The following is a 16,699-nucleotide window of genomic DNA, read 5'->3' on the forward strand; positions in this document are numbered from 1 at the left end:
GTTTTCCCCTTACTTTCCGGCGCCGGCGGGTGCGGCGGCGGCGGTTGTGTAGCGGCTGGCCGGGCGGTCCAGGCCCAGCAGGTCGCGGAAGGTGCCGTCCTGCACCACCGGGCGGAGTGCCCCGCGGCGCCGCAGTTCCGGCAGCACCAGCCTGCCCAGCTCCTCGAGCTCCGCAAAGAGCGACGCCGGGTGCAGCCGCACGCCGTCAGCCTCCTTCAGGAGGTCCGCAAGGAAGTCGGTGAGACCGGCTGCGGCGCCTGCGTAGGCCGCCCGGCCGCCGTCGAACGATGCATGGCGCGCCGCCGCAGACTGCCCCCGCGCGTCCAGCACGACATTGAGCTCGGCGACCACCGCAACGCCGGCTCCCACCCGGGCACGCACATCACGGACCTCGGCCGCCAGCAGTTCCGCGGTGGGCGCGGACACCAGCACGGCGTCCACGGCCTCCACCGGAACCTCTCCCAGCAGGGACGCAGGAGCCAGCACGGGCAGCTGGCCCTGCAGCGGCCGCGGGATGATGGACGGCCCCTTCACGGAATAGCCCGGGCCGGTGAAACCGGCAGGCGTTTCAAAATCCGCATAGTGCAGCTTGTCCACGTCGATGTAGCGGCCGGTGGCAACATCGCGGATCACGGCATCGTCCTCCCAGGAGTCCCACAACCGGCGGGACACCTCGATGGACGCCGCGGCCTCCTGCCCCAGCGCCGCACCGGTAACAGAGGAACGCCCGACCGCAGCAGCGGCCTCCGGCGATTCCGCCGCCGTCACGATCCATCCCGCCCGGCCGCCGGACACGTAGTCCAGGCTGGCCAGCTGGGTGGAGATGTGGAACGGCTCCGTGTACACCGTGTCCACCTCCGGGACCAGCGCAATGCTGCGCGTCACCGGCCCCGCGAAGGCCGCCCGCTGGAGCGCGTTGGGCCGGCCCGGAGCAGGTGCATCGGTGAACGTGGCGGCGTGGAAGCCCGCGGACTCGGCGGCCAGCACGGCCCGGGAAATACCGTCCCAGCCGGCGCCGTCAAGCTCGATGGCCAGGAAGCCCGGCCCTGCAAATGTACTCACTGCTCATCCTGACGTTCGTAGGGAATCTTCTCGCCGGCTTCGATGGCCACGGGCAGCCGGTTTTCCGCCGGGGGCAGCGGGCAGGTGGCCAGGTCGGTGTAGGCGCACGGCAGGTTCACGGCGCGGTTGAAGTCCAGCAGCACGGATCCGTCCGCTGCCGGGACAACGGAGAGCGACCGGTTGGCCGCGTAGGTGGTTCTGCCGGAGGTCTGGTCCGTGAACAGCACGGACAGCGAGCCCGGGGCATGGCCGTTGAACGCGGTCAGCGCCAGGTCCTGGCCGGCCAGCGTGAAGCGGATCTCGCCCGGTGCCTCATACACATGCTGGATGCCTTCGACGGCGGCACCCACCGTTGTGGGCCGCGGCGCCGCGAACGGCACGAAGGTTCCGCGGACTGCGTAGGCCGCGTCCGGCGTGTAGGCGGGTGTGCCCTGGTAGTTCCGGAGCAGCGTATTCGCCGGGTGCCGCGGCCGCACGATGTACTCGCCGCCCCGCTTGGCCAGTTCAATGACGGTCTCGCCGGAGACCAGGTTGATGCCCCCGCGCTCCTCGATGGGGCCAAATTCGAGCGTGGCCCCGGCAGCGGTGTTCAACTCCCTGCCGTCCCGCTGCAGGCTTTCACCCGCCGCCAAAACGACGCGGACGACGTCGGCCTCCACGCTCCAGGTGCCCGGCGCGCCATCCAGCCGGGCGGGGTCGCTGCCCAGCCAGTGCAGGTGTGTCACCGCCAGGAAACCCTGCGGGTGGGCGCGCTGCCGTTCGTGGGCGGCATGCCATTCCTGCCAGTCTGCGTCGAAGGATTCGAGGGCGGTTTCGGTGTGTACGGCGTTCATGATGCCTTTCCGGACGGCGTGGCTGAGGGGGTGGCCTGGGTGGCCGCGAAGTTTTCCGCTGTGATGGTTTTGGATTCCGGCAGGGCTTCCTCGGACAGGCCCCAGCGTTCCAGGACCTTCCCGTAGGAGCCGTCCTGGATGACCTCGTTCAGCGCCTCGGAGATCACCGGTGCCAGCCCGTTGCCGCGCAGCGTGGTGGCGGCCACCAGGGTCTCGGACGGCCAGCCGGCGTTGACCTTGCCCACCACTTTCAGGTCGTCACGGGTATTTTCGCGGTACACGGTGGACGGGTACGGAGCGATATTCAGGTCCGTCCGGCCGGAGGACAGCGCCAGGATGGTGTCGGCGTCGGACGAGTAGTACTGCAGCGTGGCCGGTGCCTTGCCCTTGGCCTCCAGTTCCTTGTTCCAGGCCAGCAGGATCTTTTCCTGGTTGGTGCCGGACCCCACGGACACCTTCAGGCCGGAGATGTCGTCCGCACCCTTGATCTCATAACTGGACGACTTCTTGGCCTCGAACCCCATGTACGCGGCCCGGTAGCTGGCGAAGTCGAACAGCTTCACCCGGTCCTTGTTCACGCCCACGTTGGAGAACACGGCCTCGAAGTCGCCGGACTGGGTCTTCAGCGGCCAGTTCTCCCAGGACGTGACCTGGACATCCAGCTCCAGGCCCAGCTTGTCCGCCACCAGCTGGGCGATGTCCAACTCCGAGCCGATGGGCGTCTTGTCGTCCGTGGCGTGGAAGGACAGCGGGATGGACCCGGCGGTGGTGGCCACGGTCAGCTTGCCGTCCTTGCTGATCAGGGCGGGGACCTTGGCGGCGAGCGCCGCGTCCTTTTCCGCCCGGATCCGCTGCTGGTCCGGGGAGGTGTTGTACACCACGCCGTTGCGGGCCGCCGTCGTCTGCGCTGCCCCGCTGGGGTTGCCTGCGGCGGACGCGCCGGGATCGGCGCAGCCGGCGAGCGCGGCGGAGCCGAAGAGTGCCGTGCCAAGAAGGACGACGGCGGGAAGCACCGGGAGTGCGGGGCTGCGGCGGGGGCCGCGGGTTGGGAAAGCCATGGGGTGGTCCTTTAGATGTTGAAGGCCGGTTCGAGCACCTTGGAGAAGAAGCTCCGGGTGCGGGGTTCCTGCGGGTTGCTGAAGATCTGCTGCGGGGTGGCCTGTTCCACGATCTGGCCCTGGTCCATGAACACCACCGTGTCCGCCACGTCGCGGGCGAAACCCATCTCGTGGGTGACGATGATCAGGGTGGTGCCGGACGTGGCGAGTTCGCGGATGACGTCCAGCACCTCGTTGACCAGCTCCGGGTCCAGCGCGGACGTCGGCTCGTCGAACAGCAGGATCTTGGGGTCCAGGGCCAGGGCGCGGGCGATTGCCACGCGCTGCTGCTGGCCGCCGGAGAGCTGGCGGGGGTAGGCGTCGGCACGGTCCTTGAGCCCCACCCGGTCCAGGAGTTCCAGGCCGCGGCGGCGGGCCTCCTCCTTGGAGCGGCGCGCCTTGCCGGGCTGGTGCGCTACCACCGGGGCTTCGGCCACGTTCTCCAGCGCGGTGAGGTGCGGGAACAGGTTGAAGTTCTGGAACACCATGCCGATTTCGGTGCGCTGCTTCAGGATCTCCTTTTCGCGCAGCTCGTGGAGGCGGTCGCCGCGGACCTCGTAGCCCACCAGCTTGCCGTCGATGGCGATGTGGCCGCCGTCCACCTTTTCCAGGTGGTTGATGGTGCGCAGCAGGGTGGACTTGCCGGAGCCGGAGGGGCCCACGATCACGGCCACTCCCCCGGGTTCCACCGTGAGGCTGACGCCTTTGAGGACTTCCGTTGCGCCGAAGGACTTGCGGACGCCGGTGATTTCCACCAGGCCGCGGGTGGCGGCGGTGAGTGTTGCAGTCATTAGATGTTCCTCCGGGTGGGGACTGCCGCATGGGTGGCGAAGAATTTGCGGGCCTTCTGCAGGGGCGTCAACGGCAGGTTCCGCACCGCGCCCTTGGAGTAGTGCCGTTCGATGTAGTACTGGAAGACGCTCAGCACCGAGGTGATCACGATGTACCAGAGCGTTGCCACCAGCAGCAGCGGCAGGACCTGCTGGGTGCGGTTGTAGATGACCTGCACGGTGTAGAACAGCTCCGAGTAGGCCAGCACGTAGACGATCGAGGTGCCCTTGACCAGGCCGATGATCTCGTTGAACGCGGTGGGCAGGATGGCGCGCATCGCCTGCGGCAGCACAATCCTGGTGGAGCGGCGCCACGCCGGGATGCCCAGCGCCGCCGCTGCCTCCAGCTGCCCCTGGTCAACGGAAAGGATGCCACCGCGGATGATCTCGGCCGAATAGGCGGCCTGGTTCAGGGTGAGGCCCAGCACTGCTGCCGCGAACTGGCTGATCAGTGTTGTGGTCTGCACCTCGAAGAACCGGACATCGGTGAATGGGATTCCCAGGCTGATCTTCTCGTACAGGTAGCCCAGGTTGTACCAAAGGAGCATCTGCACCAGCAGCGGCGTGGACCGGAAGACCCAGGAGAACGTCCAGGACACCGAGACCAGCAGCGGCGACGCGGAGAGCCGCATCAGGGCCAGGATGAAGCCGAGCACGAACCCGAGGATGCCGGAAATCGCGGTCAGCTTTAGGGTTTCCACCAACCCCTTGACCACGGACTGGGCGGTGAACCACTGGGCCACCACACCCCACTCCCACCGGGGGTTGGTGGCCAGCGACCAGGCCACGGCAAGGACGCCGAGCGCGACGACGGCAGTGCCCACCCAGCGCCACGGATGCTTGGCCGCCACCACCCGGTAGGAGGAATAGTCGGCGGGGATCCGCGCCGAAGCGCCGGGTCCGGCCGGCGGTACGGCGGTCTCTTCCGGCTGCGCCTGAACCTGTACCGGTTGCGGCTGCCGTGACTGCGCCACCCTGGTTGCTGAACTCATGCGCCACCTCACTTCTCTTGCTCGTCGTTGTCGGGCCGCGGCCCTGGTCCTGCAGGCCGTTGCCCCTGGTCCGGGCCCTTTCGGCCGGTTGCTGGCTGCAAATCTAGGACCGGCCGGAACGGGCCAGCAAGGCGCCGGGTTGCAATACTTCACGGGGCTTCGCACGGCGTCATGAGTCGGTTTTTTGCGTCCTTTAACCTGGCGTGACGCGGCGTTAACGGCCGTGACCAGGCGCTCGACCGACGTCGCGGCCGCTGCCTAGCATGGGCACTCCGGCGGCCGCTTCCGCGCCGTCCCTGCAGACCAAACGCCCGTCAGGAGTTCCCATGCCAGCCACCATCCCGGCCATCGTCTTCATAGGCGGCGGACCGCGCACGGCGGGCGTGCTGGAACGGATCGCGGCCAACCGGCCGGAGGTGTTCGCCGGCCCGCTGCAGATCCACGTGGTGGAACCGCACGTCCCGGGGTCGGGCCGCATCTGGCGGTACGACCAGGATCCCGGCCTCCTGCTGAACTCCATGGCGGCGGACATCACCATGTTCACCGATGATTCCGTGGACTGCGAAGGTCCTGCCGCGTCCGGTCCCGGGCTCGCCGAGTGGGCCGCGGGCGTCCTGGACGGGTCCATCATCGACGTTCCGGACTTTCCCCGGCAGCTGTGGGACCAGCTGCGGTCCCTGACCGGCGCCACCTTTCCCACCCGCCGGCTGCAAAGCCAGTACCTCGAATGGTTCTTCCGCCGCGCTGCGAGGTCGCTTGGCCGCAGCGTGACGGTCCACCGCACCACGGCAGTGGGCATTACGGAACTGGCGGACGGCGGCCACGCGGTTGGGCTGGCCAACGGCCGCACCCTGCACGCGGACATCGTGGTGGCTGCGCTGGGGCACACGGACTCCCGCCCGGACGCCGCCTCCGCCCGCTTTTCGGGCTTTGCTGCCCGCCACGGCGGCTACCACGCGGCACCCAGCTACACCACCGACGTCGACTACTCCGCCATCGCCCCCGGCCAGGACGTGATCGTCGCCGGGATGGGCCTGGCGTTCGTTGACTTGCTGGTCCTCCTCATGGAGGGCCGCGGCGGCAGGTTCCAGGAAACGGCCGACGGCGGGCTGCGCTACCTTCCGTCCGGACGGGAACCACGGCTGTGGGCCGGGTCGCGGCGGGGCGTTCCATACCACTCGAAGATTTCAGCGTCCCTGCGCGGGCAGGCGCCGGGGCCGCTGCAGTTCTTCACCGCTGCGGCGGTGCAGGCCCTGCTGGAGCAGCACGGCGAGCTGGACTTCCACCAGCACCTGTGGCCGCTCATTGCCAAGGAAGCCGGGCACTACTACTACCGCGAAATCCTTACCGGCAGCCCCGAACGGGCCGCCATGGACTGGGACGAGTTCGCGGCCCGCTACGCGGGGCTGGACTGGTACAGCCCCGGCCGCGCCGGCCTGGTTGCCGCCGCCGTCCCGGACCCCGCCCTGCACCTTGACCTCGAACGGCTGGACCGGCCCTTCGATGACGTCCACTTTGCCGGCCACGGGGACGTGCAGGAGGCCGTTGCTGCCTACATCGGGGATGACCTGCGGTTGCGGGACAGCCCGGACCACCCGGAAACCCTGTCCCTGTTCCTGGCCCTGCTGCACGTCTACATGGAAGTGGGGCGGGTGGTCCCGCCGGAGCGGCTGAACGCCCGGTCGCAGCAGGTCATCCACGGCTGGTGGCACGGCTTCTTCAGTTTCGTGGACTCCGGTCCGCCGCCTCACCGGCTCCGCCAGATGCTCGCACTGCACCGGGCGGGACTGCTGCAGTTCCTGGGCCCGGGCCTGCAGGTGTCCACGGACGAAGCCACCGGGACTTTCCTGGCCACGTCTTCGCAGTCCGGTGTTTCGGTTTCCGCCACCGCGCTGATCGAGGCGCGGCTGCCCTCCACCTCGGTGGCCCGCAGCCTCAATCCCGTGCTCGCCTCGCTTTACAGCAGCGGGCTGGGCAGTGAGCAGCAGCTCCTGACCGCCGACGGCATCCACTCCACCGGGAAGCTGCTGGTCTCGGCCCGGCACCAGCTGGTGGGGGCGGACGGGGATCCCCGGCCCACCCTCTTCGGCGTCGGTCCCGGAACGTCCGGCTGGGGTGCCGGAGCGTTCGCCAGGCCCAACACCAACGCCGCACCGTTCCGGGAAAACGACGCCCTGGCCCGGACCCTCCTTGGCGTTGCCAGGGATTTGCACGGCCAGGCTCCCCCTGCCCCGTCTGCAGGGGCAAGAATTACACCAGAACCAGCCGCCGCCGGAAAGAACTGACCAATGACAAGGAATGACCAGTGACCGCAGCACCTGGCCTCAAGCCCCACGACGTCAAGCCCAGCCCCCTCGATCCCGCCCGCCTCACGGTCCTTGCCCTGCCCATGCACGATCCGCGTGTCCGGCCGCTCCTGGACGAACTCGCCGTCGAGTATGACACCCGCTACGGGGACCTGTTCGGGCGCTCCGCTGCCGCGGAGGAACTGAACCGCTATCCGGCCGAGGAGTTCGAGGAACCGCACGGCGCCCTGCTGATCATCCAGGAGGATGGTGCGTCGATCGCGGGCGGCGCGTTTCGCCGCTATGACGACACCACCGCGGAACTGAAGCGGATCTGGACGCACTCCGCCCACCGCCGTCGGGGACTGGGCCGGCTGGTCCTGGCCGAGCTGGAAGCCCTGGCGGCCGCCCGCGGGTACACCCGGCTGTACCTCACCACCGGGCCGCGGCAGCCTGAGGCCAGGCACCTCTACCTGAACAGCGGCTACCAGGCCCGGTTCGATCTCGACGCCGACCCCGAGACCATCGGACCACTGGCCTTCACCAAGGACCTTCCTTAGGCCGCTGCGGGACTGACCCCCGTTCCGGCCGGGCATCGCCCCATCCGGGCAAACCCACCGCTATGCTGGCGCCATGGCCTCCAAAACCACAGCAGAGAAGCTTGCCACCATCCAGAAGGGCTACACGCTGGAAGGCCCCACCATCGAGCTGGGGGCCGCCATCATCGACGGTGAGCTCCACAAGGACGCCCCCGTGCGGCTGCCGCTGGCCATGATGAACCGGCACGGCCTGGTGGCCGGCGCCACCGGTACCGGCAAGACCGTCACGCTTCACATGATGGCCGAGCAGCTGTCCACCGCCGGCGTCCCCGTCTTCCTGGCCGACATCAAAGGTGACCTTTCCGGCCTGGCGACTGCCGCCGTCGGCAGCGACAAACTCAAGGCGCGCACGGACAGCATTGGCCAGGCGTGGCAGGGGAAGACGTTCCCCGTGGAATTCCTCGCGTTGGGCGGCGACGGCAACGGTGTGCCGGTGCGCGCCACCGTGACGTCATTCGGGCCCATCCTGCTCTCGCGCATCATGGAGCTCAACGACACGCAGGAATCGAGCCTGCAGCTGGTGTTCTACTTCGCGGACAAGAACGGCTTGGAGCTGATCGACCTCAAGGACCTCCGCGCCGTCATCCAGTTCCTCACCTCGGACGAGGGCAAGGACCAGCTCGAGGAGCTCGGCGGCCTGTCCAAAGCCACCGCGGGTGTGATCCTGCGGGAGATCGTGACCCTGGAGGCGCAGGGGCTGGAGAAGTTCTTTGGCGAGCCGGAGTTCGACACCGCCGAGCTGCTGCGCACAGCCCCCGACGGCCGGGGCGTGATCACCTGCCTGGAGCTGCCCACGCTGCAGACCAAGCCGATGCTGTTCTCCACCTTCCTGATGTGGCTGCTGGCGGACCTGTTCGAGGACCTCCCGGAAGCCGGCGACCTGGACAAGCCCAAGCTGGTGTTCTTCCTGGACGAAGCCCACCTGCTGTTCAACGGCGCGTCCAAGGCCTTCCTGGAGGCCATCACCACCACCGTGCGGCTCATCCGGTCCAAGGGCGTGGGCATCTTCTTCGTCACGCAAACCCCCAAGGACGTTCCCGCCGATGTCCTGGGCCAGCTGGCCAACCGTGTGCAGCACGCCCTGCGCGCCTTCACCCCCGAGGACGCCAAGGCGCTGAAGGCCACGGTGTCCACGTTCCCGGTCAGCGATTACGACCTCGAAGAGACGCTCACCTCCGCCGGCATCGGTGAGGCCGTCATCACTGTCATGAACGAAAAGGGTGCGCCCACGCCGGTGGCCCTGACCCGGCTGCGTGCGCCCGAGTCCCTCATGGGCCCCAGCGACGAAGCCCTGGTCCGCAGCACGGTGGCCGACTCCGCCTTGCTCGGCAAGTACGGAATCGCCATGGACAACCCCTCCGCGTACGAGAAGCTGACCGGCAAGGCCGCGGCCTCCACCGGTCCGGCGGCACCCGGGCCTTCGCCCGCGGCGCCCGCCGCTCCTGCCGGCTACGACGTTGACGCGGAGGCCCGGCGGATCGAGGAGGAGATCCTGGGCCGGCCCAGCAGCAGGCCCCCGCAGGCCTCTGTCCCGGCGCCGCTGGATCCGGAACCGCAGTATCCCGAACCGGCATATCCCGAACCCCGGTCCGACGAACCCCCGTCCGGCGGGCCGCGGGCCCCCAAGTCGCGGTCCAAGGCTCCGCGTGCGCCACGGTCCCGCCAGGCCGAGCCTCAGCCCCAGGCTGGCGGCATGATGGGCGACCTCGGTGGAGTACTGGGCGGTGCCTTGGGCGGCGGGCTCAAGAGCATGGCCCGCTCCATGGGCACCCAGCTGGGGCGCGAGCTGCTCCGGGGTGTCTTCGGGACGTCGTCGCGGCGGCGTCGCCGCTGATCATTCCACCCGGGTTCGGCAGTTGAGGCCGCCGCCCCGGCTGTCCCGGCCCTCCGCCCAGGCTCCTGTTGCTGTGGTCCCCGGCCGCCGCCGTCGTGCTTCACGCAGGAGCGGCGGGGCAGATTAGGGGGGACGCCAACTTTAGTGTGCGTCCGCACTGCCGTTACTGTAAGGAACGTGCAGATGAGTCAAGCGTTGGTGAGGATTGCGGCCGGATGGCTGCTGGGCCTCATGCTTGCCGTCGCCGGAGCAATCGTGGCCATCAATGTCGTCAACAACACCGTGGCCAGTCCGCAGCAGCCCGTCAGGGAGTACCTGGACGCGCTGAAGAGCGGCGACGGCGGCCGCGCGCTGGGCCTCCTGCGCGCCGCGGTCCCGCCCAGCAACGCCGCCATGCTGGATGGCCCCGGCCTGCAGACGGCCGCGTCCCGGCTGGCCAACGTGACCATCGGGGACCCGGAAGAGCGTCCGAACAACCAAGTCATGGTGCCGCTGGAGTACACGATCGACGGCAGCCGGCTGCACACCGAATTCCTGCTGCAGAAGACCGGCACCGAATGGATCTTCTTCAACACCTGGGCCTTCGTTCCGTCCCGGCTGCCCACCGTTGACATCACCGTGGTCAACGGCAGCGAGGCCGAGGTCAACGGAGTTCCGGTGAACATGCCCAACGGCCGCAACTCCTTCGCCGTGTTCTACCCCGGCGAGTACGAAGCCTCCCTCGACGGGCAGTACTTCTCGGCCCCGGCCACGCGGGCGACAGTGACGGCCAAGGACGCCCCCGTGGCACCGCTCAACCTGCTCACCCAGGCCACCGACAAGCTGAAGAGCGATATCGCCGGCAAGGTCCGGGAGTTCCTGGACGGCTGCGCGGCGCAGGCAGTGAAGGAACAGAAGCTCCAGCCGGACTGCCCGTTCTACTACGCCAGCAACAACAGGGTGCAGGACGGCAGCATCCGGTGGACCGTGACCAAGTACCCGAATGTCTCGGTGGAGCCATTCGACGGCCGGTGGGTGGTGGCACCGCTGGACGGCAAGGCCAAGGTGGAGGCCCTCCAGCAGAACGCGTTCACCGGGGCCTGGTACCCGCTGGACGAAGAGGTGGACTTCAGCTTCACCACCCGGTTGGACGTCTCCGGCGGCACGGTCAAGGTCACCCCGATGCTGAGCTTCTAGAGCTTCCCACGGCTTCCCCCGCAACATTGGCCCAGTTTTGGAGCCGGGCCTGCCCTGTTCTGCACCGTTTCAGACCCACTCGCGCCGAAAACTGGGCTGGTTTGGCAGCGGCCACCGGAGTGACCCCCGTGCCAGGACCTCCCGGACCTGCGCCAGGACGGATTCCGGGGCGTACACCACGTCGTCATAGAAGAACCTGAGTACAGGCAGTCCCTGACGGACAGCCATGTTGTCCCTGCGGCGGTCTTTTTTGAACTGCCGGGGTTCAAGGTGGAAGGCCAGCCCGTCGATTTCGACAATAAGGAACCCCTCCAGCAGGAAGTCCACCCGGCCTACCCCGTTAATCCATACCTGGGTCTCGGTGGCGATGCCGGCATCCCTGAACAGAACCCGGGCCACGGTCTCCAGGAGGGAGTCTGCGCCGTGTTCCACCTTGGAGACAACCATCCGTGCCCTGCCGCACCGGTTGCCATTCAAGTGGCGCAACAGGAAGGACAGCTCGACGTCCCCTCTGTTGTAGGCGCACTCCACCATCACCAACGACTCAAGTTCAGGCAGGCAGAGCAAGGCGTGAAGCAGGACGTCAGGAAGTGCTGCAAGGGTTCGGTGGCGGGGCCGCTGTGTCAAGGGAAGGCGGTGGCTGACGCAGTTGGCGGTACGTCTTCCGTTGCTTTGCCAGTAGTGCGGCCGGGCAGCGGGTTGGAGCTGCCAGAGACCGTAATGCCGTGCGGCAGATGCGCAGGTCAGGAGGCTCCGGGCAAGTCCTGCGTCCACCAGTTCCGGGTCAGCACCCGAAACGGCCAGCAGCCCACGCTCCAGCCGCACCACGTGCCCAGCGCGGATGGCGCGGCGGATGTCCGTCTCCGTTGCCCCGGCGGCTGCCACGTCACGCCGCAGCAGCACTCCTCCCGCTGATGTGAGGATTTCCGTTGGGTCCATCACGCCACGATGTCTGTCCCCCGCGTCTCTGGGCAGGCCTCAGAAGCACTATGTGGACAAGAGGCAGCGAAAACTGGCCCAGCTTTGGCGGGGCCGTAACAGAACTGGCCCGGTCCTCAGGCTTGGAAAGCGTGAAAACCGGGCCAGTTCAGCAGGGAGTAAACGCGGTCAGTCCATTCCGCGCAGGTCCAGGACCAGTTCGGTGTCGCCGTCGGCCTGCAGGACCACCGGGATGCCCCAGTCCTGCTGGTACAGGTGGCACGCGGCGTGGTCAGGGATCTCGCCGTCCTCGGTTTCGGGGCCGTCGCAGGCCGCGGCGCGCGCGGTAATGTGCAGCACGCCCTCGGGGACATCCGGGGACAGCTCCAGGGTGCGGAGGAGGCCCACGGAGGTCCCGCCACCGGACACCAGCAGCTCAGGCGGGGTGGAGGAGATCTTCAGCTGCGTGGGATCGCCCCACCGGTCATCGAGCTTCTGCCCGGTGGGGGCGGTAAAGCGGACGGTCAGGTCCAGCGCGCCCGGCGCTACGGGGCTCTTGGGCCGGTGGGTCTGGGACGCGCCCTCGTCCACCTGCTGCGCTTCCTTGGGAATGGGCACGTACACCAGCTGGTGCTTGTTCGCTTCCACCGCTACCAGCAGGGGCTCCGAGCCGGCGGACTGCGTGTGGTCCACGATCACGTCGGAGGGCTCAGCCAGGCCACGGGCCAGCGTGGACACGGTACCGGTCGCGGGGTCGTAGCGGCGGACGGCTCCGTTGTAGGTGTCCGCGATGGCCACGGAGCCGTCGGGCAGGACGGTCACACCGAGGGGGTGCTGCAGGCGGGCTTCAGCGGCGGTGCCGTCGCGGAAGCCGAAGTCGAACAGGCCCTTGCCCACGGCGGACTCCACGGTAATGGTGCCGTCGTCGGCAATGACCAGCTTGCGGAGCGCCGAGGTTTCGGAATCCGCCACCCAGATGTTGCCGTCCGCATCCTCGGCCAGGCCGGAGGACTGGGCGAACCAGGCTTCGTGCGCGGGCCCGTCGAGGAGCCCTTCCAGGCCGTTGCCGGCGATGATCGAGACGGCGCCGGTGACGGGGTCGAAGCTGAAGATCTGGTGCGTGCCGGCCATGGCCACCACCACCGCATTGAGCTTGCGCGACCACACCACATCCCACGGCGAGCTCAGCGCAACATCCAGCGGGTCCGTGCCCAGGGAGCCGCTGAAGCCGGCGCCTTCCTCGTCCACACGGGCGGGGCCCGTCTCCAGCAGGCGCTGGATGCCGTTGCCGGCCAGGGTGGAGGCTTTTCCGTCGGTGAGGGACAGTCCCCGCAGGCGGTGGTTGACCGAGTCGGCAATGACGACGTCGTAGCCGACCTTGGCTGCCACATCCTCCGGCAGCAGGACCAAGCCCTGCGGTTCGTTGAACTGGGCGCTGGCGGCGTCCCCGGCCGCGGGTCCGTCGGCGTAGCCCTTGGTGCCCGACCCGAAGGTGGCCAGGACGGTTTCGAAGTCGGTGCCGAGTTCCACCAGGCGGTGGTGGCCGGTGTCGGTGACCAGCCAGGAACCCTTCTCCGCAGCAACGGAAGCCGCTGCACCTGCGGGTGTGCCGCCGTCGGCCGTTTCAGCCGTGGAACCGCGCCCTGCCGGCAGGAAGAGTGCCTTGCCGGGGAAACGCAGGGTGCCGGAGGTTGCCTCGGGTGCCACGTAGGGTCCGGAGCCTCGGTGCAGGGTGCCCTTGGCCTCGTGTTCGGCGATGAGCTCGGGGATCAGGACAGCCAGTCCGTCCGCGTGGCCCTCGCCGGAAAGATGCGCCACGATGTAGCCCTCGGGGTCGATGACCACCAGGGTGGGCCAGGCGCGGGCGGTGTAGGCCTTCCAGGTGTCCAGCTCGGGATCGTCCAGCACCGGGTGGTGGATCTCGTAGCGCTCCACGGCGGCGGCCAGCGCCACGGGATCGGCCTCGTGCTCGAACTTGGGCGAGTGGACGCCCACGGTGACCAGCACGTCGGAGTACTGCTCTTCCAGCGGGCGCAGTTCGTCCAGGACATGCAGGCAGTTGATGCAGCAGAAGGTCCAGAAGTCGAGCAGGACGATCTTGCCGCGCAGGGCTTCGAGGTCGAGGCTCTTGCCACCGGTGTTCAACCAGTTGCGGCCCACGAGTTCGGAGGCCCGGACCCGGGCATGCGTGCGTACGGTTTCGCTCATCAGCGTCCTTCCAGCTTGTTGCGTTCAGCCAGCTTGGCGTCGCGTTCGGCCAACTTGGCAAACATATCGTTGTAAGCGGCCAGATCGGCGTCGTTATTCCTGTCTGCGGCGCGGTCCACCCGTTTGGTTTCCCGTTGGTCCGACCTGGACCACATAATGGCGACGCCGATCGCCACCAGCAGCGTTGGCACCTCGCCGATGCCCCAGGCCACGGCGCCGCCGGCCTGCTGGTCGGCGAGGGCGGACGGTCCCCAGGCCCGGCCAAGGTTGCCAAAGTAGTCGGCGGCCAGGAGACCGGTCCCGCCCATGATGGAAACCCCGAAGAAGGCGTGGAAGCCCATGGTGGCCAAGAGCAGCAGCAGCCGCATGGGGTACGGCGCGCGGCGCGGCAGCGGGTCGGTGCCGATCATGCTGAGCACGAAGATGTAGCCGGTGAGCAGGAAGTGCAGGTTCATCAGCTCGTGGCCCACGTGGTCGCGCATGGCGAAGCCGAACAGGGCGGAGTAGTAGAAGAGCACGATCGATCCCGCAAAGTTGGCCGCGGCGAAGATCGGATGCGTGACCAACTGGGAGAACTTCGAATGCACGAAGACCAGGATCCATTCGCGGACCCCGCGCGAACCGTCGCCACGCGCCGGCAGCGCCCGCAGCGCGAGGGTCACCGGGGCGCCCAGCACCAGGAAGATCGGCGCGACCATGGTCAAGGCCATATGGTCCACCATGTGCGCGGAGAACAGGACGCGTCCATAGACCGACGGCGGCCCTGACGTGATGTAGGTCAGCACCACCAGGCCGATGATCCAGTTCAGCGACCTGAACCACTGCCACGAGTCGCCGCGCCGGCGGACCTTGGCCACGCCCATGACATAGGTGACGAGGCCGAAGAGGGCCACCCCGACCCAGATCCAGTCCAGTCGCCACTCGGTGAACCACCGCTCAGGGGTGAGTTCCGGGGGCAGCTCGTAGCCGCTGAGGATGAAGGCGGGAGATGCGTTGGGTGCCAGTTCCGTGGGCTGTGGCGGGGCTGAGCGGCCCAGTGCCACGGCGATGCCGGAGGTGGCACCCATGATCAGCAGCTCGGCCAGTACCAGCTGCCAGAGGACCCGGCGCGAGGACATGGTGGAGCCCTTGCGCCCAAGCTGCGGGATGACCCACTGCCGGTGCATGAAGCCGATGCCACCCAGCACCACCGCCGCGGCGGTCTTGGCCAGGATCAGCTGGCCATAGGCGGACCCGACGAGGTCGGACCAGCTGGTGACGCGGATGCTGGCGTTGATGACGCCCGAGGCAAAGACCAGGACGAAGGCGAAGCCGGCCAGGGCGGAGAACCGGCGCAGGGTGGGTTCGGTTATATCGGTGGCTGCCCCGGCTTTGGGGCCGGTGAGGATCCCGGAGAGCAGGGCGAGGATGATGATGCCGCCCACCCAGGTGCTCACGCCCACCAGGTGCAGGCCCAGCGAGTTGATGGCGCCTTCGTGGTCCGACGAGCTTGAGGAGTGTCCGATCAGGGCCGCTGGCGCCAGGCCGATCAGGGCAAGCACGAGGGTAAGGGCCAGGCCGCCCAGGGACCTCACGCCGAACAGCGCCGTGGTGACCACTGCGGCGATGATGGTGACGGCGAGCCATGCCTGGCCTGTTTCGATGTCGGTCATGAAGTAGACCAGGGCCTGGGTGAAGGCGGGATCGCCGGAGAGCCCCTGCCCCGCCACGTCGGCGTACGTGAGCACCAGGACGGCGATGGCGGACAGGGTCCACACCGCGCCGGCGACGGCGGCCACGGCGAGTGCCCGGGTGAAGGCGGGATGCTCGGGCCCGGCGTTGTCCTTCGTTGTTTCCCGGCCGCGTGCCGAATGGCTCCGTCCGTTCAGGCTTTGGGGAAGAATGCCGACGGCGAAGACCAGGCCGCCGATGACGGTCGCCAGGGACACGTTGTGGATGGCTTTGCTGACGGGCAGACCCCAGCGGACCAGAACGCCCGGATCAGCCACGCTGCGGGCTGCTGCGGCGCCGGAAAAGATCAGTGCTGCTGCGAGGCCCAGGAAGAGTGCTGCCAGGCCTGCGAGCTGCCAGGGAACGGGGATCCCGCGGGTTCCGGCGTCCCGGACCGCTGCTCCCTTGCCGGGACCGGACTGGGGCGGGGTGGAACGTGGTTTTGCGGCAGAAGACACCATTCCATTGTCCGCTACGCCTGCCCGGGCGGCGAATCCGCCTTAAACGCCGAGGAGCGGCAACCCACGGGGTTGCCGCTCCTCGCCCAGCCGCATCATGCCGGGCCGGGACGAACGCTACTTCTTGGAGACTGCAGCCTTCAGCTTGGAGCCGGCGGTCAGCTTGACGCTGTGGCCTGCTGCGATCTGGATGGTCTCGCCGGTCTGCGGGTTGCGGCCGGTGCGTGCTGCACGGTCGGTGCGCTCGACTGCGAGCCAGCCCGGGATGGTGATCTTCTCGCCCGCGGCGACAGAAGTCTCGAAAACCTCGAACAGTGCATCGAGGACGGAGTTGACGGCAGCCTGGCTGGTGCCGGCCTTGCCTGCTACCTCTGCAACAAGTTCACTACGGTTCTTAGCCATTGATGTCCTCCTGGACGGTTCTGTTTCTGGAGCCTGCACGCGGCATGCGCACAAGCCACTGTCCGAAAACTTACCAGCTTGGGCGGTTCCGGTCCGCAAATTCCGCGTGTTTCCGCGACTTTTTGAGGTTAATCACCGATTCAAGGCGCATATTTCCGCTTACGGAGTAACCCTTTGCCGTTCCGGTCCCGGTTTCCTTTAGGGGCGTCGGTTGACTGGCGGGTCCGGTCAGTGGCTGGGCGGTGCCCCTGGCTGGTGGTGTACTCGTTGGCGTTGTGTGTTAAATGTGGGAGGC

Annotated in this window: 13 protein-coding genes; 4 read left to right on the forward strand and 9 right to left on the reverse strand. The window is 68.1% G+C overall.

Annotation, left to right across the window (positions count from 1 at the left end):
* Window positions 1–9: 9 nt before the first annotated feature.
* From RM50_RS19675 to RM50_RS19695, 5 genes are read right to left on the reverse strand one after another with little or no spacing between them, the layout of a single operon-like run.
* Window positions 10–1,062 carry an LLM class flavin-dependent oxidoreductase gene (locus tag RM50_RS19675; protein ID WP_043456157.1) on the reverse strand — a complete coding sequence of 351 codons (1,053 nt, stop codon included), beginning with the start codon at window positions 1,060–1,062 and terminating at the stop codon, window positions 10–12.
* Entirely contained in the window at window positions 1,059–1,895 is an 837-nt protein-coding gene (locus RM50_RS19680) for a DUF1684 domain-containing protein (RefSeq protein WP_043456159.1), read from the reverse strand. The genes RM50_RS19675 and RM50_RS19680 overlap by 4 nt, the downstream gene beginning before the upstream one ends.
* The gene (locus RM50_RS19685; protein WP_043456161.1) at window positions 1,892–2,953 is read right to left on the reverse strand and encodes an ABC transporter substrate-binding protein; all 1,062 of its coding nucleotides are present in this window, start codon (window positions 2,951–2,953) and stop codon (window positions 1,892–1,894) included. The genes RM50_RS19680 and RM50_RS19685 overlap by 4 nt, the downstream gene beginning before the upstream one ends.
* Window positions 2,954–2,964: 11 nt before the next feature.
* Window positions 2,965–3,783, reverse strand: coding sequence for an amino acid ABC transporter ATP-binding protein (locus RM50_RS19690; protein WP_043456163.1), 819 nt, complete (start codon window positions 3,781–3,783; stop codon window positions 2,965–2,967).
* Window positions 3,783–4,814, reverse strand: a complete 1,032-nt coding sequence (locus RM50_RS19695) for an amino acid ABC transporter permease (RefSeq protein ID WP_043456165.1) — start codon at window positions 4,812–4,814, stop codon at window positions 3,783–3,785. Before RM50_RS19695 ends, RM50_RS19690 begins: the two co-directional genes overlap by 1 nt.
* 326 nt (window positions 4,815–5,140) lie before the next feature.
* On the opposite strand from RM50_RS19695, the gene RM50_RS19700 reads away from it, so the two are divergent.
* From RM50_RS19700 to RM50_RS19715, 4 genes are all read left to right on the forward strand, one after another.
* Entirely contained in the window at window positions 5,141–7,099 is a 1,959-nt protein-coding gene (locus RM50_RS19700; RefSeq protein WP_043456167.1) for an FAD/NAD(P)-binding protein, read from the forward strand.
* A gap of 20 nt (window positions 7,100–7,119) precedes the next feature.
* Window positions 7,120–7,659 (forward strand): GNAT family N-acetyltransferase, encoded by a 540-nt coding sequence (locus tag RM50_RS19705; protein ID WP_043456170.1) that lies wholly within the window; start codon window positions 7,120–7,122, stop codon window positions 7,657–7,659.
* Window positions 7,660–7,732: 73 nt separating this feature from the next.
* Window positions 7,733–9,532, forward strand: a complete 1,800-nt coding sequence (locus RM50_RS19710) for a helicase HerA-like domain-containing protein (RefSeq protein WP_043456173.1) — start codon at window positions 7,733–7,735, stop codon at window positions 9,530–9,532.
* A gap of 183 nt (window positions 9,533–9,715) precedes the next feature.
* Window positions 9,716–10,708, forward strand: coding sequence for a hypothetical protein (locus tag RM50_RS19715; protein ID WP_205622309.1), 993 nt, complete (start codon window positions 9,716–9,718; stop codon window positions 10,706–10,708).
* Between the two features lie 69 nt (window positions 10,709–10,777).
* On the opposite strand, the gene RM50_RS19720 is transcribed toward RM50_RS19715, so the two are convergent.
* From RM50_RS19720 to RM50_RS19735, 4 genes are all read right to left on the reverse strand, one after another.
* Complete coding sequence (locus tag RM50_RS19720; protein WP_043456176.1) at window positions 10,778–11,647, reverse strand: type IV toxin-antitoxin system AbiEi family antitoxin domain-containing protein; 870 nt, start codon at window positions 11,645–11,647, stop codon at window positions 10,778–10,780.
* 168 nt (window positions 11,648–11,815) lie between these two features.
* Window positions 11,816–13,834, reverse strand: a complete 2,019-nt coding sequence (locus RM50_RS19725) for an NHL domain-containing thioredoxin family protein (RefSeq protein WP_043456178.1) — start codon at window positions 13,832–13,834, stop codon at window positions 11,816–11,818.
* Complete coding sequence (locus RM50_RS19730) at window positions 13,834–16,005, reverse strand: cytochrome c oxidase assembly protein (protein ID WP_043456180.1); 2,172 nt, start codon at window positions 16,003–16,005, stop codon at window positions 13,834–13,836. The genes RM50_RS19725 and RM50_RS19730 overlap by 1 nt, the downstream gene beginning before the upstream one ends.
* Before the next feature lie 114 nt (window positions 16,006–16,119).
* Window positions 16,120–16,404, reverse strand: a complete 285-nt coding sequence (locus RM50_RS19735; protein ID WP_011693739.1) for an HU family DNA-binding protein — start codon at window positions 16,402–16,404, stop codon at window positions 16,120–16,122.
* Window positions 16,405–16,699: the final 295 nt, after the last annotated feature.

Source organism: Pseudarthrobacter phenanthrenivorans (genome assembly GCF_000813845.1).
GTDB classification, from domain to species: domain Bacteria; phylum Actinomycetota; class Actinomycetes; order Actinomycetales; family Micrococcaceae; genus Arthrobacter; species Arthrobacter phenanthrenivorans_B.

What these genes read in the sequence shown, in the direction of transcription:
- RM50_RS19680 (WP_043456159.1), bottom strand. Translation starts at nt 1,895, where the DNA reads ATGAACGCCGTACACACCGAAACCGCCCTCGAATCCTTCGACGCAGAC.
- RM50_RS19685 (WP_043456161.1), bottom strand. Translation starts at nt 2,953, where the DNA reads ATGGCTTTCCCAACCCGCGGCCCCCGCCGCAGCCCCGCACTCCCGGTG.
- RM50_RS19690 (WP_043456163.1), bottom strand. Translation starts at nt 3,783, where the DNA reads ATGACTGCAACACTCACCGCCGCCACCCGCGGCCTGGTGGAAATCACC.
- RM50_RS19695 (WP_043456165.1), bottom strand. Translation starts at nt 4,814, where the DNA reads ATGAGTTCAGCAACCAGGGTGGCGCAGTCACGGCAGCCGCAACCGGTA.
- RM50_RS19700 (WP_043456167.1), top strand. Translation starts at nt 5,141, where the DNA reads ATGCCAGCCACCATCCCGGCCATCGTCTTCATAGGCGGCGGACCGCGC.
- RM50_RS19710 (WP_043456173.1), top strand. Translation starts at nt 7,733, where the DNA reads ATGGCCTCCAAAACCACAGCAGAGAAGCTTGCCACCATCCAGAAGGGC.
- RM50_RS19715 (WP_205622309.1), top strand. Translation starts at nt 9,716, where the DNA reads ATGAGTCAAGCGTTGGTGAGGATTGCGGCCGGATGGCTGCTGGGCCTC.
- RM50_RS19720 (WP_043456176.1), bottom strand. Translation starts at nt 11,647, where the DNA reads ATGGACCCAACGGAAATCCTCACATCAGCGGGAGGAGTGCTGCTGCGG.
- RM50_RS19725 (WP_043456178.1), bottom strand. Translation starts at nt 13,834, where the DNA reads ATGAGCGAAACCGTACGCACGCATGCCCGGGTCCGGGCCTCCGAACTC.
- RM50_RS19730 (WP_043456180.1), bottom strand. Translation starts at nt 16,005, where the DNA reads ATGGTGTCTTCTGCCGCAAAACCACGTTCCACCCCGCCCCAGTCCGGT.
- RM50_RS19735 (WP_011693739.1), bottom strand. Translation starts at nt 16,404, where the DNA reads ATGGCTAAGAACCGTAGTGAACTTGTTGCAGAGGTAGCAGGCAAGGCC.